Consider the following 20,756-nt stretch of genomic DNA (forward strand, 5'->3'; position numbering starts at 1 on the left):
GACGGCACCACCGCAGTACACTGTATAAACATCCATGATATACTGAAATGAATTCATTCTCCGGAGTTAACGTGACCGAACCGCGCGCAGGATTTTTGCTGACTCGCCACTGGCGGGATACCCCGACCGGCAGCGAAGTGGTGCTGTGGCTGGCCACCGACCAGGGCCCGCAGCGCCTGGTGCTGCCTGCGCAGGAGTCAGTGGCGTTTATTCCCCGGGAGTTCCAGGCGCAAACCGAAGCGCTGATTCGCGACGAGCGCCATACGCGCCTGCAAGCGCTGGATCTGAAAGATTTTCGTCGCCGACCGGTGCTGGGACTCTATTGCCGCAGCCACCGACAGCTGCAAAGCATCGAAAAACGCCTGCGTGAAAACGGCATTGCGGTGTATGAAGCAGATATCCGCCCGCCGGAACGCTACCTGATGGAGCGCTTTATCACGGCACCGGTGTGGTTCAGCGGCGAGCCGCGCGGCGACAGCCTCGTCAACGCGCGCCTCAAGCCGCATCCCGATTACCGTCCGCAACTGAAATGGGTGTCGCTCGACATCGAAACCACCGAGCACGGCGAGCTGTACTGCATCGGGCTGGAGGGCTGCGGCCAGCGCCAGGTGTATATGCTCGGCCCGCCTAACGGTGATGCCAGCCAGCTGGATTTTGAGCTGATCTACCTCGACAGCCGGCCACAGCTGCTGGAGCAGCTTAACGCCTGGTTCGCCCGTCACGATCCCGATGTCATCATCGGCTGGAACGTGGTGCAGTTCGACCTGCGCGTGCTGCAAAAACATGCCGACCGCTACGGTATTCCGCTGCGCCTTGGCCGTCAGCAGCAGCCGCTGGAGTGGCGCGAGCACGGCTTTAAGCCCGGCGTGTTCTTTGCTCAGGCCAGCGGCCGGCTGGTGATTGACGGGATCGAGGCGCTGAAATCGGCGTTCTGGGACTTCGCCTCATTTAGCCTGGAGGCGGTGTCGCGCGAGCTGCTGGGCGAAGGCAAAGCCATCAACAATCCGTGGCAGCGCATGGAAGAGATCAACTGGCGCTTTGCCCACGACAAACCGGCGCTGGCCACCTACAACCTGAAGGACTGCGAGCTGGTTACGCGTATTTTCCAGCACACCGCCATCATGCCGTTTTTGCTGGAGCGCGCCACCGTCAATGGCCTGGCGGTGGATCGCCACGGCGGATCGGTGGCGGCGTTCAGCCACCTGTATATTCCGCGAATGCATCGCGCCGGCTTTGTCGCGCCTAATCTCGGCGAAGTGGCACCGGAAGCCAGCCCTGGCGGCTACGTGATGGATTCGCGCCCCGGACTGTATGATTCGGTGCTGGTGCTGGATTATAAAAGCCTCTATCCGTCGATCATCCGCACCTTTCTGATTGATCCGGTCGGGCTGGTCGAAGGCCTGGCGCATCCGGATGACGCCGATTCGGTTCCCGGTTTTCGCCACGCGCGCTTTTCGCGCCGCACCCACTGTTTACCGGCGATTGTCGGGCAGATCTGGCAGGGGCGCGAGGCCGCCAAACGCGATGGCAACCAGCCGCTGTCGCAGGCGCTGAAGATCATCATGAACGCTTTTTATGGCGTACTCGGCACCAGCGCCTGTCGCTTTTTCGATCCGCGCCTCGCTTCGTCGATTACCCTGCGCGGCCACGCCATCATGCAGCAAACGCGTGAGCTGATTGAAGCCGAAGGTTTTGACGTGATTTACGGTGACACCGATTCTACTTTTGTCTGGCTGAAAAGCGCCCACAGCGAAGCCGATGCCGCCGCGATCGGCCAGCGGCTGGCCGGGCACGTGAATCGCTGGTGGCAACAGCATCTGCAGCAGACTTACGGTCTCGACAGCGCGCTGGAGCTGGAGTACGAAACCCACTTCAGCCGCTTCCTGATGCCAACCATTCGCGGCGCCGAACAGGGCAGTAAAAAGCGCTACGCCGGACTGATTCGCCGCGACGGCGACGAACGGCTGGTGTTTAAGGGACTGGAATCGGTGCGCACCGACTGGACGCCGCTGGCGCAGCAGTTCCAGCAGACGCTGTATGGCCGCATCTTCCGCGGTGAACCCTGGCAGGACTACATTCGCGACACGGTGGCACAGTTGCTGGCCGGCGAACTGGACGATCTGCTGGTGTATAAAAAGCGCCTGCGCCGGCCGCTGAAAGATTACGAACGCAACGTGCCGCCCCACGTGCGTGCCGCGCGCCTCGCCGATGAACATAACCGTAAACTGCAGCGTCCGCTGCAGTATCAGAACGGCGGATCGATCCGCTACGTCATGGCCACCGCCGGGCCGGAGCCGCTGGAAGCGCGCAGCACGCCGCTGGATTACGATCACTACGTCAGCAAGCAGCTGCAGCCGATCGCCGAAGGGATTTTACCGTTTGTCGGTGATGACTTTGCTACACTGATCACCGGGCAACTGGGGCTTTTTTGACAGGTGACGAATGCCCTGCCATCCAGTACCATAGCGCCCTTCCTGATTCTCACCGCGTGCACCAGCTGACCAGATAACTGTCTGGCGGTGGGGTATTGTCTGAGAGCAGGCGAACGTCTTTCTATCTTTTAGAGAATCGAGCAAAAAATATATGGTTTTTACACTGGGTCAACGCTGGATTAGTGATACGGAAAGTGAGCTGGGACTGGGGACAGTCGTGGCGCTGGATACGCGCATGGTCACACTGATGTTTCCCGCCACCGGCGAAAACCGCCTCTATGCCCGTAATGATTCTCCGGTCACCCGCGTGATTTTTAATCCGGGTGATACCGTCACCAGCCACGAAGGCTGGCAGATGCAGGTTGATGAAGTCCGCAACGAAAACGATTTAGTGACTTACATCGGCACGCGTCTTGATACCGACGAAAGCAACGTGGTGCTGCGTGAAGTGATGCTCGACAGCAAACTGGTGTTCAGCAAACCACAGGATCGCCTGTTTGCCGGCCAGCTGGACCGCATGGATCGCTTCGCCCTGCGCTTCCGCGCACGCAAATACCAGAGCGAACAGTATCGCCTGCCGATTAGCGGCCTGCGCGGCATGCGCACCAACCTGATTCCGCATCAGCTGCACATCGCGCATGACGTCGGTCGCCGTCACGCGCCGCGCGTGCTGCTGGCCGATGAAGTCGGCCTGGGTAAAACCATTGAAGCCGGGATGATTATCCAGCAGCAGCTGCTGGCCGGACGCGCCGAGCGCGTGCTGATCGTGGTGCCGGAAACCCTGCAGCACCAGTGGCTGGTGGAAATGCTGCGCCGCTTCAACCTGCGCTTTGCCCTGTTCGACGACGATCGCTACACCGAAGCGCAGCACGACAGCGACAATCCGTTTGATACCGAGCAGCTGATTATCTGCTCGCTGGATTTTGTCCGCCGCAACAAACAGCGGCTGGAGCTGCTGGCCGAAGCTGACTGGGATCTGCTGGTGGTCGACGAAGCGCACCATCTGGCGTGGAGCGAAGCCGCGCCGAGCCGCGAATATCAGGTTATCGAACAGCTGGCGGAAAAGACCGCCGGCGTGCTGCTGCTGACCGCGACGCCGGAACAGCTCGGCATGGAGAGCCACTTTGCCCGTCTGCGCCTGCTGGACCCGAATCGTTTCCACGATTTCGCGCAGTTTGTGGCCGAGCAGCAGCACTACCGCCCGGTGGCTGACGCCGTCAGTACGCTGCTGGCCGATCACGCCATTAGCAAAGACGAGATGAACCTGATCAACGATCTGGTCGGTGAGCAGGATATTGAGCCGCTGCTGCAGGTAGCGAACAGCGATCGCGACGGCAAAGACGACGCGCGTAAAGAGCTGATTTCGATGCTGATGGATCGCCACGGCACCAGCCGCGTGCTGTTCCGTAACACGCGTAACGGTGTGAAGGGCTTCCCGAAACGCGAACTGCATCAGATTCGCCTGCCGCTGCCGGCGCAGTATCAGACGGCGATTAAAGTCTCCGGCATTATGGCGGCGCGCAAAACGGCGGAAGAGCGCGCGCGCGACATGCTGTATCCCGAGCAGATTTACCAGGAATTTGAAGGCGACAGCGGCACCTGGTGGAACTTCGACCCGCGCGTTGAGTGGCTGATGGGCTACCTCACCAGCAACCGTAAAGAGAAAGTGCTGGTGATTTGCGCCAAAGCGGCCACTGCGCTGCAGCTGGAGCAGGTGCTGCGCGAGCGTGAAGGCATCCGCGCCGCGGTGTTCCATGAAGGGCTATCAATTATCGAACGCGACCGCGCGGCCGCCTTCTTCGCTTCGCAGGAAGATGGCGCCCAGGTGCTGCTGTGTTCGGAGATCGGCTCGGAAGGGCGTAACTTCCAGTTCGCCAGCCGGCTGGTGATGTTCGATTTACCGTTTAACCCGGATCTGCTCGAGCAGCGTATCGGCCGTCTCGATCGTATCGGCCAGCTGCATGACATCCAGATTCTGGTGCCGTGGCTGGAGAAAACCGCCCAGGCAGTGCTGCTGCGCTGGTATCACGAAGGGCTGGACGCATTTGAGCACACCTGCCCGACCGGCCGCACCATCTACGACAGCGCCTACCCGCAGCTGATTGAGTATCTGGCCGCACCGGACAATCCGCAGGGGCTGGACGACTTTATCGCCCAGAGCCGCAAACAGCATGACACCCTGAAGGCGCAGCTGGAGCAGGGGCGCGACCGTCTGCTGGAGCTGAACTCGAACGGTGGCGAAGCCGCGCAGGCGCTGGCCGATGCCATCGGCGAGCAGGATAACGACACCGAGCTGGTGAACTTTGCGCTCAACCTGTTTGATATCGTCGGGATCAACCAGGAAGATCGCAGCGATAACCTGATCGTCCTGACGCCGTCTGACCACATGCTGGTGCCGGATTTCCCCGGTCTGCCGGAAGATGGCTGCACCGTAACCTTTAACCGTAACCAGGCGCTGTCACGCGAAGATACCCAGTTCATTACCTGGGAACATCCGCTGATTCGCAACGGCCTCGACCTGATTCTCTCCGGCGACACCGGCAGCTGTGCGCTGTCGCTGCTGAAGAACAAGGCGCTGCCGGTGGGCACGCTGCTGGTAGAGATGATCTATGTGGTCGAAGCACAGGCGCCGAAGCACCTGCAGCTTACCCGCTTCCTGCCGCCCACGCCGGTCCGCCTGCTGATGGATCGCGCCGGAAATAATCTCGCCGGCAAGGTGGAGTTCGAAAGCTTTAACCGTCAGCTCAACGCAGTCAATCGCCATACCGGCAGCAAGCTGGTGAACGCGGTGCAGCAGGATGTGCATCACATCCTGACGCAGGCGGAAAAAGTCATCGTGCCGGAAGCGCAGGCGCTGATTGCGGCGGCCAAAGCCGAAGCCGATGAGAAGCTGAGCGCCGAGCTGTCGCGCCTTGAAGCGCTGAAAGCGGTCAACCCCAACATCCGTGATGATGAGGTTGATGCGCTGGAGAGCAACCGCGAGCAGGTGCTGGCCAGCCTCGGTGAGGCCGGCTGGCGGCTGGATGCGCTGCGTCTGATCGTTGTGACACACCAATAATCGCTGAGGCCGCGCTGAATCATGCTGATGGAACCCTACAATCCGCCGCTCGACCCCTGGCTGCATATTCTGTATCAGGACGAGCACATCATGGTGGTTAACAAGCCGAGCGGTTTGCTGTCGGTGCCTGGCCGCCTTGAGGAGCACAAGGACAGCGTGATGACGCGCATCCAGCGTGATTTTCCGCAGGCGGAGTCGGTGCACCGGCTCGATATGGCCACCAGCGGTGTGATTGTGGTGGCGCTGACCAAGGCGGCTGAGCGCGAGCTGAAGCGGCAGTTTCGCGAGCGCGAGCCCGCGAAGCAGTATGTGGCGCGCGTCTGGGGACATCCGGCAGCGGAACAGGGCATGATCGATCTGCCGCTGATTTGCGACTGGCCTAACCGGCCGAAGCAGATGGTGAGTGTGGAGCTGGGTAAGCCGGCGCAGACGGAGTATCAGGTGCTGGCGTATGACGCCGATAACAGCGCGCGGGTGCAGCTGAAGCCGATCACCGGCCGTTCCCACCAGCTGCGCGTGCATCTGCTGGCGCTGGGGCATCCGATTCTCGGCGATCGCTTCTATGCCCACCCCGAGGCGTTAGCCATGGCGCCACGCCTGCAGCTGCACGCCGAATCGCTGACCATTACCCATCCGGCGTTTGGCAACAGCATGACGTTTCGCCAGCCGGCCGATTTTTAAGGGGCAGCAGCCCCTTATTTAAAGCCCTTCTCTTTGCGAATCAGGTCGTACGCGGCCTGAATCTCCTGCGCTTTCTGCTTCGCCATCTCCATCATCTCCGGCGGCAGGCCTTTCGCCACCAGCTTATCCGGATGGTGCTCGGCCATCAGCTTGCGGTAGGCGCGCTTGATGGTGGTGCTGTCGTCGCTGCTTTTCACCCCCAGTACGCTGCAGGCATCTTCCAGCGTCGGGCCACGTTTCGCCTGCTGATAAGCGCCGCCGTATGACGAACCGCCACCAAACTGCTGACCGCCCTCCATCATGCGCAGGAACTGATCGAACTGCGCGCGGGAAATCCCCAGCTCTTCCGCGATGACGTACAGCACCTGACGCTCGTTGGGATGCAGCGAACCATCAGCGAACGCCGCCTGGATTTGAATTTCCAGAAACATCCGAATCAGGTCGAAACGGCCAAAGCAGGCGCTGCGCAGCTCGCGCAGCTTGTTACGTAACGGATATTCGCTCTGCTTACCTTCACGGAACGCACGTTGTGCCGCGGTACGCGCCTCGCCATGCAGCTGCATGCGATCCATAAATAAAGAGGCAATCTGGATATCCGCTTCGGTGACGCGCCCTTTTGACTTGGTCAGATGGCCCATCACCTGGAACGTGGTGCTGAAGAACAGCGTCTGACGCGCCTGATTATTGGCGAAGTAGCCCTGTCCTTTTACGCTGCGCACTTTGTCAAACAGATGACCAATGATCAGACCCAGTACGATGCCCCAAAAGCCTGCTCCGGAAAGTAAGCCGAGAGCCAGACCAATAACTTTTCCCCAGTAGCGCATAAACTCCTCAATTCGCCATGCTTGCGGCTGAAAATTGCATTATCATACCTGTCATTTATCTCCGCGCCTAACGGCAACGCAGGCAGAGCAGGATTAACACTGGCGCAACGCCGGGCGGTACGTTAGTCTCTGTCCGGATTGTCGGCATGATGCCAGTTTTCATGGAATTATCGAAACCGCGTATGAAAAAACGTATACCTACCCTGCTGGCTACCATGATTGGTGCAGCGCTTTATAGTCAGCATGCACTGGCCGACGATCTGATGTCGCAGTGTATGCTGGGCGTGCCGAGCTACAACCGTCCGCTGGTCAGTGGCGACGCGAATTCGCTGCCGGTAACCATCAACTCTGACTCAGCAAAAGGGAACTATCCGAACGACGCGGTGTTCACCGGCAATGTTGATGTGCAGCAGGGGAACAGCCGTCTGGTTGCCGACGAGATGCAGCTGCATCAGCGTCAGCAGGACGGACAAACGACGCCGGTGCGTACCGTCGATGCGCTGGGTAATGTGCACTATGACGACAACCAGGTCATCCTGAAAGGTCCGAAAGCCTGGTCCAATCTGAACACCAAAGACACCAACGTGTGGAACGGTAATTATCAGATGGTCGGCCGTCAGGGTCGCGGTGATGCTGACCAGATGAAACTGCGCGGTAATAACCGCTATACCATTCTGGAAAACGGCAGCTTTACCTCCTGTCTGCCAGGTTCCAACAGCTGGAGCGTGGTCGGTTCGGAAGTGATTCAGGACCGTGAAGAAGAAGTGGCGGAGATCTGGAATGCGCGCTTCAAGCTCGGCAACGTGCCGGTATTCTACAGCCCGTATCTGCAGCTGCCGATTGGCGACCGCCGCCGCTCCGGCTTCCTGATCCCCAACGCGAAATACGGCAGCAACAACGGCTTCGAATTCATGCTGCCGTACTACTGGAACATCGCGCCTCAGGCCGATGCCACTATTACGCCGCACTACATGAGCAAGCGCGGTCTGCAGCTGCAGAACGAGTTCCGCTACCTGACGCAGTTTGGTGCCGGCCTGTTAGAGCTGGACTATCTGCCGTCTGACAATCAGTACAACAAAGATAAAGCCGCGCGACCGTCGGTGCAGAACGACAGCAACGACGACCGCTGGCTGTTCTACTGGCGTCACTCCGGCGTCTACGATCAGCACTGGCGCTTCAACGCCGACTACACCAAAGTCAGCGATCCTTATTACTTCAACGATCTTGATTCGAAGTACTACAGCTCGACTGACGGCTACGCCACGCAGAAATTCAGCGTAGGCTACGCTGACACCAACTGGGATGCGACGCTGTCCAGCAAAGACTTCCAGGTGTTTGGTAATACCAGCAGCCAGAACGTGTACCGGGCGATGCCGCAGCTGGATGTCAATCTGTACCAGAACGATATCGGGCCGTTTGACGGTCGCATCTATGCGCAGGCGGTGAAGTTCACTAACGTCAGTAACCGAATGCCGGAAGCGACGCGTTTGCACATCGAGCCAACGCTCAACCTGCCGCTGTCCAACGGCTGGGCCAGCCTGGATACCGAGGCAAAGCTGCTGGCGACGCATTACCAGCAGGATAACGTTAACTACTACAACGAAAATATCGATACCACCCGCACCAATCAGCTGAAAGAGTCGGTCAACCGTACCCTGCCGCAGTTCAAGGTAGATGGTCGCCTGGTATTTGACCGCAATATGGACTGGGCCGAAGGCTACACCCAGACGCTGGAACCGCGCGTGCAGTACCTGTATATCCCGTACCGCAACCAGAGCAACATCTATCCGTACGACTCCACGCTGCTGCAGACCGACTACACCGGCCTGTTCCGCGATCGCACCTACAGCGGCCTCGATCGTATCGCTTCGTCTAACGAAGTGGCGACCGGCGTGACCACGCGTATTTATGATAACGATCTGGTTGAACGTTTTAACGTTTCCGTGGGTCAAATCTACTCGTTTACCCCGTCTCGTACCGGCGTAAACCAGACGAATAAAGAAGATGATACCGGTAGCCTGGTGTGGGCGGGTGATACTTACTGGAAAGTCAGCGATCGCTGGGGCGTACGCGGTGGCCTGCAATACGATACGCGGCTGGACAACGTTTCCCAGGGCAATGCCATTGTGGAATACCGTCGTGATGCCGACCGTATGGTGCAGCTGAGCTATCGCTACAGCAGCCCGGAGTATGTGGCGCAGGCGTTGAATAACCCCAGCTATGTCACTAACCCGATCTACAAAAACGGTATCTCGCAGGTGGGCGCCACGGCCAGCTGGCCGATTGCCGATGCCTGGTCGCTGGTGGGGGGTTACTACTATGACACCCGCAACAGCCGTCCGGCCGAGCAGCTAGTCGGTCTGCAGTACAGCTCCTGCTGCTACGCCATTCGTCTGGGTTACGAGCGCAAGATCAACGGTTGGGAAAACAACGACAGTAAGTACGACAACCAAATCTCATTCAACATTGAGCTACGTGGTCTGAGTTCTAACTATGGCTTAGGCACCAATGAAATGCTGCGTCAGGGCATCATCCCTTACCAGCGCGCTTTCTGATGTTGTGATGTTTGACAGGCTATCCCGCAGTGCGGAAACAACAATGGATAAAGTATGAAGAACTGGAGAATGCTGATTCTTGGTGTGGCGATTACCGCTAACACTGCGTTCGCAGCCCCACAGATGGTCGATAAAGTTGCCGCAGTCGTGAACAACGGCGTGGTGCTGGAAAGTGACGTAGACAACATGCTGCGCACGGTGAAGTCACAGGCGCAGCAGGCTGGTCAGCAGCTGCCGGATGACAAAACCCTGCGTCATCAGATCCTTGAACGCCAGGTCATGGACGCCATCATTCTGCAGATGGGCGAAAAAGCCGGTCTGCAGGTGAGCGATCAGCAACTGGATCAGGCGATCCAGAATATCGCCGCGCAGAACCGCATGAGCGTTGATCAGCTGCGCAGCCGTCTGGCCTATGACGGGATGAACTACAACGATTATCGCGCGCAGATCCGCAAAGAGATGCTGATCTCTGAAGTGCGTAACAATGAAGTGCGCCGTCGTGTCACCATTCTGCCGCAGGAAGTGGATACGCTGGCTAAGCAGATTGGCTCGCAGAATACCCAGGGCACCGAACTTAACATCAGTCAGATTCTGCTGCCGCTGCCGGAAAATCCAACCCAGCAGCAGGTTGATGACCAGGAAGCGCTGGCGCGTCAGCTGGTGGGTGAACTGAAAGGCGGTGCCGATTTCGGTAAACTGGCCGTGACCTACTCTGCCGATCCGCAGGCGCTGAAAGGCGGCAACATGGGCTGGGGCAAAATTGAAGAGCTGCCAACGCTGTTCTCGCAGGCGCTGAGCAGCGCGAAGAAAGGCGACATCGTCGGCCCAATCCGCTCCGGCGTTGGCTTCCATATCCTGAAAGTGAACGACCTGCGCGGTGAGAGCAAAAACATTTCGGTCACCGAAGTGCATGCCCGCCACATTCTGCTGAAGCCGTCACCGATCCTTACCGACGATCAGGCACGTCAGAAGATTGAACAGATCGCCGCAGACATCAAGAGTGGCAAAACCACCTTCGCCGCTGCCGCGAAACAGTTCTCCGACGATCCGGGTTCCGCGAACCAGGGCGGCGACCTCGGCTGGGCGTCACCGGAAATCTACGATCCGGCGTTCCGTGATGCGCTGCTGAAGCTGCAGAAAGGCCAGGTCAGTGCGCCGGTGCACTCCTCCTTCGGCTGGCACCTGATTCAGCTGCTGGATACCCGTCAGGTGGATAAAACCGATGCCGCGCAGAAAGAGCGCGCGTACCGTCTGCTGTTCAACCGTAAGTTTGCCGAAGAAGCGCAAACCTGGATGCAGGAACAGCGCGCCAGTGCTTACGTGAAGATTCTGGATGGCAATGGTCAGTAATTATCGTGTGGCGATCACGCCCGGCGAACCCGCCGGGATTGGTCCCGATCTCGCCGTTGCGCTGGCTCAGCGTGACTGGCCGGTGGAGCTGGTGGTGTGCGCAGACGGCGACGTGCTGCGCCAGCGCGCGGCTCAACTGGGTTTGCCGCTGACGCTGGGTGACTATCAGCCCGGCGTGGCACCACAGCCGCAGCAGGCCGGTACGCTGACGCTGCTGTCCATCGCGACGGCGCAGCCGGTGACCGCCGGCGAACTGACGGTCGCCAACGGTCATTACGTACTGGAGACGCTGGCCCGCGCCTGCGACGGCTGCCTCAGCGGCGAGTTTGCCGCGCTGGTAACCGGTCCGGTGCACAAAGGCGTGATCAATGACGCCGGCATCCCCTTCACCGGCCACACCGAGTTCTTTGCTGAGCGCGCCGGTGGCGATCGCGTGGTGATGATGCTGGCGACCGAAGCGTTGCGCGTGGCGCTGGCCACCACGCATCTGCCGCTGAAAGATGTCGCGGACGCCATCACCCGTGACAGCCTGCATGAAGTGATCACCATCCTGCATCAGGATTTGCAGCGTAAGTTTGGCATTCCGCAGCCGCATATCTTTGTCTGCGGGCTCAACCCGCATGCTGGCGAAAGCGGTCATATGGGCCGGGAAGAGATCGATACCATCATTCCGGCGCTCGACGAACTGCGCCAGCAGGGCCTGCAGCTCACCGGTCCGTTACCGGCGGATACACTGTTTCAGCCGAAATATCTGCAGCACGCTGATGCGGTGCTGGCGATGTATCACGACCAGGGCCTGCCGGTGCTAAAATTTCAGGGATTTGGTCGCGCGGTGAATATCACCCTCGGCCTGCCATTTATCCGTACCTCTGTTGACCACGGCACCGCGCTGGAACTCGCCGGTCTGGGCAGCGCAGAGCCGGGCAGCTTTATTACGGCGCTTAACCTCGCCATCACTATGATCAAGAGCAGTAATGAATAATCGCGTCCATCAGGGGCACTACGCCCGTAAACGTTTCGGGCAGAACTTCCTGAACGATCAGTACATTATCGACAGCATCGTCTCCGCTATTCATCCGCAAAAGGGTGAAGCCATGGTGGAGATTGGCCCAGGGCTGGGTGCGTTAACCGAGCCGGTGGGCGAGCGTCTTGATGCGCTGACTGTCGTCGAGCTGGACCGCGACCTTGCCGCGCGTTTGCAGACGCACCCGTTCCTCGGTCCTAAGCTGACGATTTATCAGCAGGATGCGATGACCTTCGACTTCTCCGCGCTGTCAAAGGAGCAGGGGCAGCCGCTGCGCGTGTTCGGCAACCTGCCGTACAACATCTCGACGCCGCTGATGTTCCACCTTTTCAGCTATACTGGTTCGATTAAAGATATGCACTTCATGCTGCAGAAAGAGGTGGTTAACCGTCTGGTAGCCGGCCCGGGCAGCAAAGCTTACGGGCGTCTCAGCGTGATGGCGCAATATTATTGTCAGGTGATTCCGGTGCTGGAAGTGCCACCACAATCGTTCACCCCGCCACCGAAAGTGGATTCGGCGGTGGTGCGTCTGGTGCCCTTTACCCAGCCACCGTATCCGGTCAGCGATGTGCGTTTACTGAGCCGTATCACCACCGAAGCGTTTGGTCAGCGACGCAAAACCCTGCGTAACAGCCTGGGACACCTGTTCACGGCCGGTGCGCTGGATGAACTCAACATCGACGCCTCGCTGCGGGCAGAAAATGTCACCGTGGCGCAGTATTGCCAGCTGGCAAACTGGCTGGGCAATCATCAGGCTGAATCTGCGGAGAACTGAGTGCATGAGTGAACTGGCCCGCGTTTGTGTTCAGGTACTGAGTCAGTATGTGGAATCGCAATCCTCTCCCGATGAGGATCGCTACGTGTTTGCCTACACCATCACCATCCGTAACCTCGGGCGCAACAGCGTGCAGCTGCGCAGCCGCTACTGGCTGATCACCAATGGCAACGGGCGCGAGACCGAAGTGCAGGGTGAAGGCGTGGTCGGTGAGCAGCCGCATATCGCGCCCGGCAATGAGTTTCAGTACACCAGCGGTGCGGTTCTGGAAACGCCGATGGGCACCATGCAGGGACACTATGTGATGATCGACGAAGAGGGCGAGACCTTCCACGTGGAGATTCCGGTGTTCCGCCTCGCGGTGCAAACCCACATTCACTAATTCCTCCTCCGCCCGGCCAGTGCGGGCGGCGCGTTTTCATCGGACTGACTTAATGAGTACATACCTGATTGGCGATATTCACGGCTGTTATGACGAATTACGTGCGCTGCTGGCGCAGGTCAATTTCGATGCGCAGCAGGACGAGCTCTGGCTGACCGGCGACCTGGTGGCGCGCGGTCCGGGTTCGCTTGAGGTACTGCGCTACGTCAGGTCGCTCGGAGACTGTGTGCGCATAGTGCTGGGCAACCATGACCTGCATTTGCTGGCAGTGTATGCCGGTATCAGCCGTAACAAGCCCAAGGATCGCCTGACGCCCCTGCTGGAAGCGGACGATGCCGACGAGCTGATTAACTGGCTGCGTCGCCAGCCGCTGCTGCAGGTGGATGAAGAGAAAAAGCTGCTGATGGCGCATGCTGGCATTACGCCGCAGTGGGATCTGGAGACGGCACAGCAGTGCGCGCGCGAAGTTGAGGCGGTCTTATCCAGCGACAGCTATCCGCTGTTTCTCGATGCCATGTATGGCGACATGCCGAACAACTGGACACCGGAACTGAGCGGACTGGCGCGCCTGCGTTTCAGCACCAATGCGCTGACGCGCATGCGCTTCTGTTTCCCCAATGGTCAGCTCGACATGATTTGCAAAGAGGCACCCGCCTCAGCGCCGCCGCCGCTGAAACCGTGGTTCCAGGTGCCCGGCAAAATCAGCAGTGATTATACGCAAATCTTTGGTCACTGGGCTTCGCTGGAAGGAAAAGGCACGCCAGAGCATGTGATCGGGCTCGACACCGGCTGCTGCTGGGGCGGAACGCTGACCCTGCTGCACTGGGAGAGCGGCCAGTATTACACCCAGGTCTCGAACCGTGACCAGGCCATGGCGGAAAGCGCGGTGAATGCGCCCTCCCCCTGAGCGATATGCAGTAAACAAAAAGCCCCGCGATGTTAGCGGGGCTTTTTTTTGGTCACCATAAATGGCGACCCTACAACGACCATCTGTACCGTGATAGCCATCAGCCTGATATTGCACGGGTTTATCGCGTCATAAACAGAGATTGGTCCCTGCCGTTGTAGGGTGCGCATTTATGCGCACCTGGAAGGTCATAAACAGCGATTGATCCCTGCCTTTACAGGCTGCGCATTCATGCGCAACTGGCCACAATCAACGACGGCGATCCAGAATCTCAAAGCAGTAACTGTGCGAATTCTGCGCATCGGCATCGTGGAACTCACTGAACGTCGACTGCCACTCGTCCGGCTCGTAATCCGGGAACTGGGTGTCGCCTTCCACTTCCGCATCGATATGCGTCAGATAGAGACGATCGGCACGCGCCAGCATCTGCGCATAAATCCGGCCACCACCAATCACCATGATCTCTTCTGCCTCACCCGCTGCGGCAATTGCCTCTTCCGGCGACGTCACCCAGGTCACGCCGTCATGGTTGCCGGGCTGGCTGCTGACCACAATATTCAGGCGTCCCGGTAACGGGCGACCAATCGATTCAAAGGTCAGACGGCCCATAATCACCGGTTTGTTCAGCGTGTTGCGCTTGAACCACGCGAGGTCGGCAGGCAGGTGCCATGGCATGGCGTTTTCCATGCCAATAATACGATCTGCTGCCAGTGCCGCGATCAAACTAATCATGTTAAAAGACCTACAGGAAAAAAATTGGCGCAATGATACGTAAAGGTGAAACTTTCGTCGATAGGACGACCGTGCTATTTACGTAAAGCCCGCTTGGCTCGGCGTTTTGTCTGAGCGACAGAGTTTTACTCCGGCTTTGCGGCCGTTAGCGGAAAGAGCCGCCAGAATTCGCGGTGAAGGCGCTACAACTCAGGGTGATGCTCCGCGCTGACCGCGCGCTGTGTAAAGAAAAGCGCACTGTGCCCGCCCAAAAAAAACGGCTCCCGCAGGAGCCGTTGATTTACGCATCAGAAATCGTAGCGCAGGCGCACCAGATTAACGTTGCCCAGAGATTTATCGGTACTGGAGGTGATCACGTACTCGTAGTCGACGCGGAAACCGTAGTCGAGCTGCGCGCTGACGCCCACGCCGTTATCGATACGCTTGTAGTTACGTCCGTTGACGAACTCCAGGCGATCGCCCATGAAGTACGGCTGGATGCTCTTCACAGCATACTGGCCGATCGGGAATTTATAACCGGCGAAGTATTCAACGCCCCACGCATCATCCGCGAAGTAGTTGTTAACGGTGTTGCGTTTAGTTGGCGAGAAGTTCTCATACCAGCCCGCACCGGCGGACAGCGTCCAGTTGTCCGGCGTCCAGCTCAGCGCGGTGCCGTAGATATTCTGGTCGTAACGCTTGCTGTCGCCATTGCCCGGATTGCGGATATCCGCGCGGGTGTAGTTCCACGCGGTGCCCCACGCCAGATCTTTGGTGATGTGATAGTTCACACCCAGCGAACCGCCGCCCTTGCGCTTGTAGCGCAGGCCGTTGCCCGGCAGATAGTCGTCATCTTCAAACAGATAAGCGGCATAGACATCCGCATCGCCAAAGGTGTTTTTATACTTCAGCATCTTGCGCGAGCGGTAAGATCCGTCGTAGTCACCGTTGATGCCGTTACCCGGTGCCTGGGCCAGCATATCGTAGTCCCAGATATCGGTTTTAGCGCCGACGACATCGTAATAAACGCTGTTCTGCTGGCCAAAATAGAGCTCGCCCAGCGATGCGCTTTTGAAACCGGTATACAGCTGGCGACGCGTGGTGTTATGGGCGCCGTCCGCATAGTGGTTATCCCAGCCCCACCAGGCAGGGAAGTTAACGCCCAGCTCGTAGTAACCCACCCAGCTGACATCGTCAAACAGGTAGTAGTTGGCGCTGAAGCGGAAACGTGAACCGCCGTCGTAGCCGTTACGCTTATAAGATTTATCGTTAACCCCGTTCTGATGCAGATACTGCGGACGAATACTGCCGCCCACTTTGAAATCGAGACGGCTAAGCGGATCGCCGGCCTGCGGATCCTGCTTCAGCAGGGTGATTTCCGCCTGACTGGCGAGAGGTGCAGCAACAAGTAACGCAGCCACTGCGCTGAGAGTGAAAGCACGCATTTTCATTTTTATATCCCGTAAAGGTGAGCGCTCTATGATTGAGCAGCGGAATAGTACGGTGCGCTTAGCGGAGAGGTATTTATAATTTTGTGCGGATACGCCTGAATGTAACTGGTTTCGCATCAACTGATAAAAATTATGTCAAATCAATAGATTTGTAACGTATAACCTTATGCAGCACAGGCAAAACAGGCCAAAAAAAACGGCCCGCGCGGGGCCGTTTAGTCACATAGCAGGCGGTTTAGCCTTTGATCTGCGCGTGCATTTCCTGCACCGAAATCACTTTTTCGGTCGGATCCGCATTCAGCGCCATCGCGGTAGCAAAACCACCGTTCAGCGTGGTGTCGTAATGCACTTTGTACTGCAGCGCGCTGCGGCGAATCAGTTTCGAATCCTCAATCGCCTGGCGTCCTGCGGTGGTGTTGACGATGTAGGTGTACTCACCGTTCTTCAGGCGATCCTGAATGTGCGGACGCCCTTCGTGCACCTTGTTCACCAGGCGCGGATTGATGCCGGCTTCACCCAGCACCACGGCGGTACCGTGCGTCGCATCCAGCTCGAAGCCAAACTTCTGCAGCTTCGCGGCCAGGTCAACAATACGTTTCTTGTCGCCTTCACGCACTGACAGCAGCGCACGCCCCTGCTTCTTCATATTGCTCTGCGCGCCGAGCATAGCTTTGCTGAATGCTTCCGCGAAGGTGCGGCCCACGCCCATCACCTCACCGGTCGAACGCATTTCCGGACCAAGAATCGGGTCCACACCCGGGAATTTGTTGAACGGCAGCACCACTTCTTTTACCGAGTAGTACGGCGGAATCACCTCTTCGGTCACGCCCTGTTCAGCCAGGGTTTTGCCAGCCATCACGCGCGCAGCCACTTTCGCCAGCGGCACGCCGGTGGCTTTGGAGACAAACGGCACGGTACGCGCGGCACGTGGGTTGACCTCAATCAGGTAAACTTCGTTGTCCTTGACCGCAAACTGCACGTTCATCAGGCCACGTACGTTGAGTTCGAACGCCAGCTTTTCCACCTGCTGGCGCATCACGTTCTGAATCTCAGTGCTCAGGGTGTACGCTGGCAGCGAACAGGCCGAGTCACCGGAGTGCACGCCCGCCTGCTCAATGTGTTCCATGATGCCACCAATCAGCACGCGTTCGCCGTCGCAAATCGCATCGACGTCCACTTCCACCGCGTCATCAAGGAAGCGATCCAGCAGCACTGGCGCATCGTTGGACACGGACACCGCAGTCTGGAAGTAGCGCTTAAGATCCACTTCGTCATAGACGATTTCCATCGCCCGGCCGCCCAGCACATAAGAAGGACGCACCACCAGCGGATAGCCAATCCCTGCGGCTTTCTCTACCGCCTGTTCCAGCGTCGCCACCGTGGCGTTAGCTGGCTGTTTCAGTTTCAGGCGATCCACTGCCTGCTGGAAACGCTCACGGTCTTCCGCGCGGTCAATGGCATCCGGACTGGTACCAATCACCGGCACGCCAGCCGCTTCCAGCGCGCGCGCCAGCTTCAGCGGCGTCTGGCCACCGTACTGCACGATAACGCCTTTTGGCTGCTCGATGCGCACGATCTCCAGCACGTCTTCCAGCGTTACCGGCTCGAAGTAGAGACGGTCTGAGGTGTCGTAATCGGTTGACACGGTTTCCGGGTTACAGTTGACCATGATGGTTTCGTAACCGTCTTCACGCAGCGCTAACGCCGCATGCACGCAGCAGTAATCAAACTCAATGCCCTGGCCGATACGGTTTGGCCCGCCGCCCAGAATCATGATTTTGTCGCGATCCTGATTAGGATTGGCTTCGCACTCTTCTTCATAGGTGGAGTACATGTAGGCGGTGTCCGTGGCGAACTCTGCCGCACAGGTATCCACGCGCTTGTAAACCGGATGCAGGTTGAACTGATGACGCAGCTTACGGATTTCACTCTCCGCCACGCCCGCCAGCGTTGCCAGGCGCACATCGGCAAAGCCTTTACGCTTCAGCGCACGCAGGAAATCCGCGCTCAGCGAGTTGACACCTTCGCGCGCCACCTGCTCTTCCAGGCGCACCAGCTCTTCAATCTGCACCAGGAACCAGCGGTCAACGTTGGTCAGGTTGAACACGCCGTCGACTGACATGCCGGCACGGAACGCATCAGCGATATACCAGATGCGGTCAGAACCGGCATCTTTCAGCTCGCGGCGGATACGGGTCAGGGCTTCGCCATCATCCAGATCCACTTTCGGGTCAAAACCGCTGGCGCCCACTTCCAGACCGCGCAGCGCTTTCTGCATCGACTCCTGGAACGTGCGGCCAATCGCCATCACTTCACCAACCGACTTCATCTGCGTGGTCAGACGGTCATTGGCACCGGCAAACTTCTCGAAGTTGAAGCGGGGAATCTTGGTGACGACGTAGTCGATGGACGGCTCGAACGAGGCCGGCGTACGGCCGCCGGTGATGTCGTTCATCAGTTCATCGAGGGTAAAGCCCACCGCCAGCTTGGCCGCGACTTTGGCAATCGGGAAGCCGGTCGCTTTCGAGGCCAGCGCTGAAGAGCGCGACACACGCGGGTTCATCTCAATGACGATCAGGCGGCCATCTTTCGGGTTCACCGAGAACTGGACGTTGGAACCGCCGGTTTCGACACCGATTTCACGCAGCACCGCCAGCGAGGCGTTACGCATGATTTGATACTCTTTATCGGTCAGCGTTTGGGCAGGCGCCACGGTGATGGAGTCACCGGTGTGAATCCCCATGGCGTCAAAGTTTTCGATCGAGCAGACGATGATGCAGTTGTCGTTTTTATCACGCACCACTTCCATCTCGTACTCTTTCCAGCCAATCAGCGACTCATCAATCAGCAGCTCATTGGTCGGCGACAGGTCAAGGCCGCGCTCACAAATCTCTTCAAACTCTTCACGGTTATAAGCGATACCGCCGCCGGTGCCGCCCATAGTAAAGGAAGGACGGATGATGCAAGGGAAGCCAACATCTTCAGCCACAGCCAGCGCTTCTTCCATGGTATGTGCGATACCTGAACGCGCGGTGTCCAAACCGATGCTCTTCATCGCCACGTCGAAACGGCGACGGTCTTCGGCTTTATCAATGGCGTCTGCGGTGGCACCAATCATGGTGACGCCGAACTCTTCCAGTACACCCTGACGCTCCAGCTCCAGCGCGCAGTTCAGCGCGGTCTGACCGCCCATGGTTGGCAGCACTGCATCCGGGCGCTCTTTTTCGATGATTTTACGCACCACTTCCCAGTGAATTGGCTCGATGTAGGTCGCATCGGCCATTTCCGGGTCGGTCATGATGGTCGCCGGGTTGGAGTTCACCAGAATGACGCGGTAACCCTCTTCACGCAGCGCTTTACAGGCTTGCGCACCGGAGTAGTCAAATTCACATGCCTGGCCGATAACGATCGGGCCAGCGCCAAGGATCAGGATGGATTTTATGTCTGTACGTTTTGGCATCGTGGGCTCCTGATTACTTCGCGTTAGAACGGTAAGCTTCGATCAGTTCGATAAAGTGATCGAACAGCGGCGCCGCATCGTGCGGGCCTGGGCTGGCTTCCGGATGTCCCTGGAAGCTGAACGCCGGTTTATCGGTGCGGTGAATGCCCTGTACGGTCTGGTCAAACAGGGAAACATGGGTCACGCGCAGGTTAGCCGGCAGGTTGGTTTCATCGACGGCAAAACCGTGGTTCTGCGCGGTGATCATCACAGTATTGTTATCGAGGTCTTTCACCGGATGGTTGCCACCGTGATGGCCAAGCTTCATCTTCACGGTTTTCGCACCGCTGGCCAGCGCCAGTAGCTGATGGCCAAGACAGATACCAAACACCGGAATGTCGGTTTTCAGGAAAGCCTGAATCGCGCTGATGGCGTAGTCGCACGGCTCCGGGTCGCCAGGGCCATTCGACAGGAAAATCCCGTCCGGATTCAGCGCCAGCACCTCATCAGCCGGCGTTTGCGCCGGGACAACCGTCAGGCGACAGCCGCGATCCACCAGCATGCGCAGAATGTTGCGCTTGGCGCCGTAGTCATAAGCCACCACGTGGAACGGCAACGCGTCAGCGCTTTGCTGCTCGGGCAGGCCGCCTTTCAGCGCCCAGCTCCCCTGCTGCCACGCGTAGGTTTCCGCCGTGGTCACTTCTTTCGCCAGGTCCATGCCTTTCAGGCCCGGGAACGACTGGGCTTTCTGCAGCGCCAGCGCCGCATCCGGACTGTCGCCGGCGATGATGCAGCCGTTCAGCGCCCCTTTCTCACGCAGCAGGCGCGTCAGTTTGCGCGTATCGATATCGGCGATACCGACAATATTGTTGCGCTGCAGATAGGCTGACAGGCTCTCTTCGCTGCGGAAGTTGCTGGTAATCAGCGGCAGATCGCGGATGACGAGGCCCTGAGCATGGATTTGACTGGATTCTTCATCGGCGGCATTGGCACCAACGTTGCCGATATGAGGATAAGTGAGGGTGACGATCTGGCGGGAATAGGAAGGATCAGTGAGGATTTCTTGATAACCGGTCATTGACGTATTGAAAACGACCTCCCCCACTGCCGATCCCGTTGCCCCGATGGCCCGACCGTGGAATTGGGTTCCGTCTTCCAGAACCAAGA

General features: G+C 58.5%; 14 protein-coding genes. 9 read left to right on the forward strand and 5 right to left on the reverse strand.

Going from position 1 to position 20,756, the window contains the following annotated elements; genetic code table 11:
* The first annotated feature begins 71 nt into the window (after window positions 1-71).
* From polB to rluA, 3 genes are all read left to right on the forward strand, one after another.
* Window positions 72-2,432: a DNA polymerase II gene (gene polB, locus QMM04_RS07065; protein ID WP_282995905.1), complete on the forward strand. Its 2,361-nt coding sequence runs from the start codon at window positions 72-74 to the stop codon at window positions 2,430-2,432.
* Between the two features lie 151 nt (window positions 2,433-2,583).
* Window positions 2,584-5,490 carry an RNA polymerase-associated protein RapA gene (rapA, locus tag QMM04_RS07070; RefSeq protein WP_058774837.1) on the forward strand — a complete coding sequence of 969 codons (2,907 nt, stop codon included), beginning with the start codon at window positions 2,584-2,586 and terminating at the stop codon, window positions 5,488-5,490.
* A gap of 21 nt (window positions 5,491-5,511) precedes the next feature.
* Complete coding sequence (rluA, locus tag QMM04_RS07075) at window positions 5,512-6,171, forward strand: bifunctional tRNA pseudouridine(32) synthase/23S rRNA pseudouridine(746) synthase RluA (RefSeq protein WP_021507583.1); 660 nt, start codon at window positions 5,512-5,514, stop codon at window positions 6,169-6,171.
* Window positions 6,172-6,185: 14 nt separating this feature from the next.
* Here the strand turns inward: rluA and djlA are convergent, their stop codons facing one another.
* Window positions 6,186-6,995 (reverse strand): co-chaperone DjlA, encoded by an 810-nt coding sequence (gene djlA / locus QMM04_RS07080; protein ID WP_211724844.1) that lies wholly within the window; start codon window positions 6,993-6,995, stop codon window positions 6,186-6,188.
* Between the two features lie 182 nt (window positions 6,996-7,177).
* Here djlA and lptD point away from each other — a divergent pair, with 182 nt between their 5' ends.
* From lptD to apaH, 6 genes are read left to right on the forward strand one after another with little or no spacing between them, the layout of a single operon-like run.
* Window positions 7,178-9,550 carry an LPS assembly protein LptD gene (lptD, locus tag QMM04_RS07085; RefSeq protein WP_230857095.1) on the forward strand — a complete coding sequence of 791 codons (2,373 nt, stop codon included), beginning with the start codon at window positions 7,178-7,180 and terminating at the stop codon, window positions 9,548-9,550.
* Between the two features lie 54 nt (window positions 9,551-9,604).
* Window positions 9,605-10,900: a peptidylprolyl isomerase SurA gene (gene surA, locus QMM04_RS07090; RefSeq protein WP_031279707.1), complete on the forward strand. Its 1,296-nt coding sequence runs from the start codon at window positions 9,605-9,607 to the stop codon at window positions 10,898-10,900.
* Window positions 10,890-11,882 (forward strand): 4-hydroxythreonine-4-phosphate dehydrogenase PdxA, encoded by a 993-nt coding sequence (gene pdxA, locus QMM04_RS07095; protein WP_282995906.1) that lies wholly within the window; start codon window positions 10,890-10,892, stop codon window positions 11,880-11,882. The genes surA and pdxA overlap by 11 nt, the downstream gene beginning before the upstream one ends.
* Window positions 11,875-12,699 (forward strand): 16S rRNA (adenine(1518)-N(6)/adenine(1519)-N(6))-dimethyltransferase RsmA, encoded by an 825-nt coding sequence (gene rsmA, locus QMM04_RS07100; RefSeq protein ID WP_021507587.1) that lies wholly within the window; start codon window positions 11,875-11,877, stop codon window positions 12,697-12,699. Before pdxA ends, rsmA begins: the two co-directional genes overlap by 8 nt.
* A gap of 4 nt (window positions 12,700-12,703) precedes the next feature.
* Entirely contained in the window at window positions 12,704-13,081 is a 378-nt protein-coding gene (gene apaG, locus QMM04_RS07105; RefSeq protein ID WP_021507588.1) for a Co2+/Mg2+ efflux protein ApaG, read from the forward strand.
* A gap of 52 nt (window positions 13,082-13,133) precedes the next feature.
* Window positions 13,134-13,988 carry a bis(5'-nucleosyl)-tetraphosphatase (symmetrical) ApaH gene (gene apaH, locus QMM04_RS07110; protein WP_058774842.1) on the forward strand — a complete coding sequence of 285 codons (855 nt, stop codon included), beginning with the start codon at window positions 13,134-13,136 and terminating at the stop codon, window positions 13,986-13,988.
* 249 nt (window positions 13,989-14,237) lie between these two features.
* On the opposite strand, the gene folA is transcribed toward apaH, so the two are convergent.
* The 4 genes from folA to carA all read right to left on the reverse strand — a co-directional run bounded on the left by folA (window position 14,238) and on the right by carA (window position 20,754).
* A complete protein-coding gene (gene folA / locus QMM04_RS07115) occupies window positions 14,238-14,720 on the reverse strand; it encodes a type 3 dihydrofolate reductase (protein ID WP_031279709.1) in 483 nt (160 codons plus the stop codon).
* A 287-nt stretch (window positions 14,721-15,007) separates the two neighbouring features.
* Window positions 15,008-16,156: an autotransporter domain-containing protein gene (locus QMM04_RS07120; protein WP_181444785.1), complete on the reverse strand. Its 1,149-nt coding sequence runs from the start codon at window positions 16,154-16,156 to the stop codon at window positions 15,008-15,010.
* 229 nt (window positions 16,157-16,385) lie between these two features.
* On the reverse strand, window positions 16,386-19,610 hold the full coding sequence (gene carB / locus QMM04_RS07125; protein ID WP_282995907.1) for a carbamoyl-phosphate synthase large subunit: 3,225 nt from the start codon (window positions 19,608-19,610) through the stop codon (window positions 16,386-16,388).
* Between the two features lie 13 nt (window positions 19,611-19,623).
* Window positions 19,624-20,754 (reverse strand): glutamine-hydrolyzing carbamoyl-phosphate synthase small subunit, encoded by a 1,131-nt coding sequence (gene carA, locus QMM04_RS07130; protein ID WP_282995908.1) that lies wholly within the window; start codon window positions 20,752-20,754, stop codon window positions 19,624-19,626.
* Between the last annotated feature and the right edge of the window lie 2 nt (window positions 20,755-20,756).

Origin of the sequence: Pantoea sp. Pa-EAmG (assembly GCF_030024295.1) — a bacterium.
Lineage (GTDB): Bacteria > Pseudomonadota > Gammaproteobacteria > Enterobacterales > Enterobacteriaceae > Pantoea > Pantoea dispersa.

Excerpts from the sequence above, each read along its gene's own strand:
- lptD (WP_230857095.1), top strand. The coding sequence starts at position 7,178 with ATGAAAAAACGTATACCTACCCTGCTGGCTACCATGATTGGTGCAGCG.
- djlA (WP_211724844.1), bottom strand. The coding sequence starts at position 6,995 with ATGCGCTACTGGGGAAAAGTTATTGGTCTGGCTCTCGGCTTACTTTCC.
- pdxA (WP_282995906.1), top strand. The coding sequence starts at position 10,890 with ATGGTCAGTAATTATCGTGTGGCGATCACGCCCGGCGAACCCGCCGGG.
- folA (WP_031279709.1), bottom strand. The coding sequence starts at position 14,720 with ATGATTAGTTTGATCGCGGCACTGGCAGCAGATCGTATTATTGGCATG.
- carB (WP_282995907.1), bottom strand. The coding sequence starts at position 19,610 with ATGCCAAAACGTACAGACATAAAATCCATCCTGATCCTTGGCGCTGGC.
- apaH (WP_058774842.1), top strand. The coding sequence starts at position 13,134 with ATGAGTACATACCTGATTGGCGATATTCACGGCTGTTATGACGAATTA.
- rsmA (WP_021507587.1), top strand. The coding sequence starts at position 11,875 with ATGAATAATCGCGTCCATCAGGGGCACTACGCCCGTAAACGTTTCGGG.
- rapA (WP_058774837.1), top strand. The coding sequence starts at position 2,584 with ATGGTTTTTACACTGGGTCAACGCTGGATTAGTGATACGGAAAGTGAG.
- apaG (WP_021507588.1), top strand. The coding sequence starts at position 12,704 with ATGAGTGAACTGGCCCGCGTTTGTGTTCAGGTACTGAGTCAGTATGTG.
- rluA (WP_021507583.1), top strand. The coding sequence starts at position 5,512 with ATGCTGATGGAACCCTACAATCCGCCGCTCGACCCCTGGCTGCATATT.
- surA (WP_031279707.1), top strand. The coding sequence starts at position 9,605 with ATGAAGAACTGGAGAATGCTGATTCTTGGTGTGGCGATTACCGCTAAC.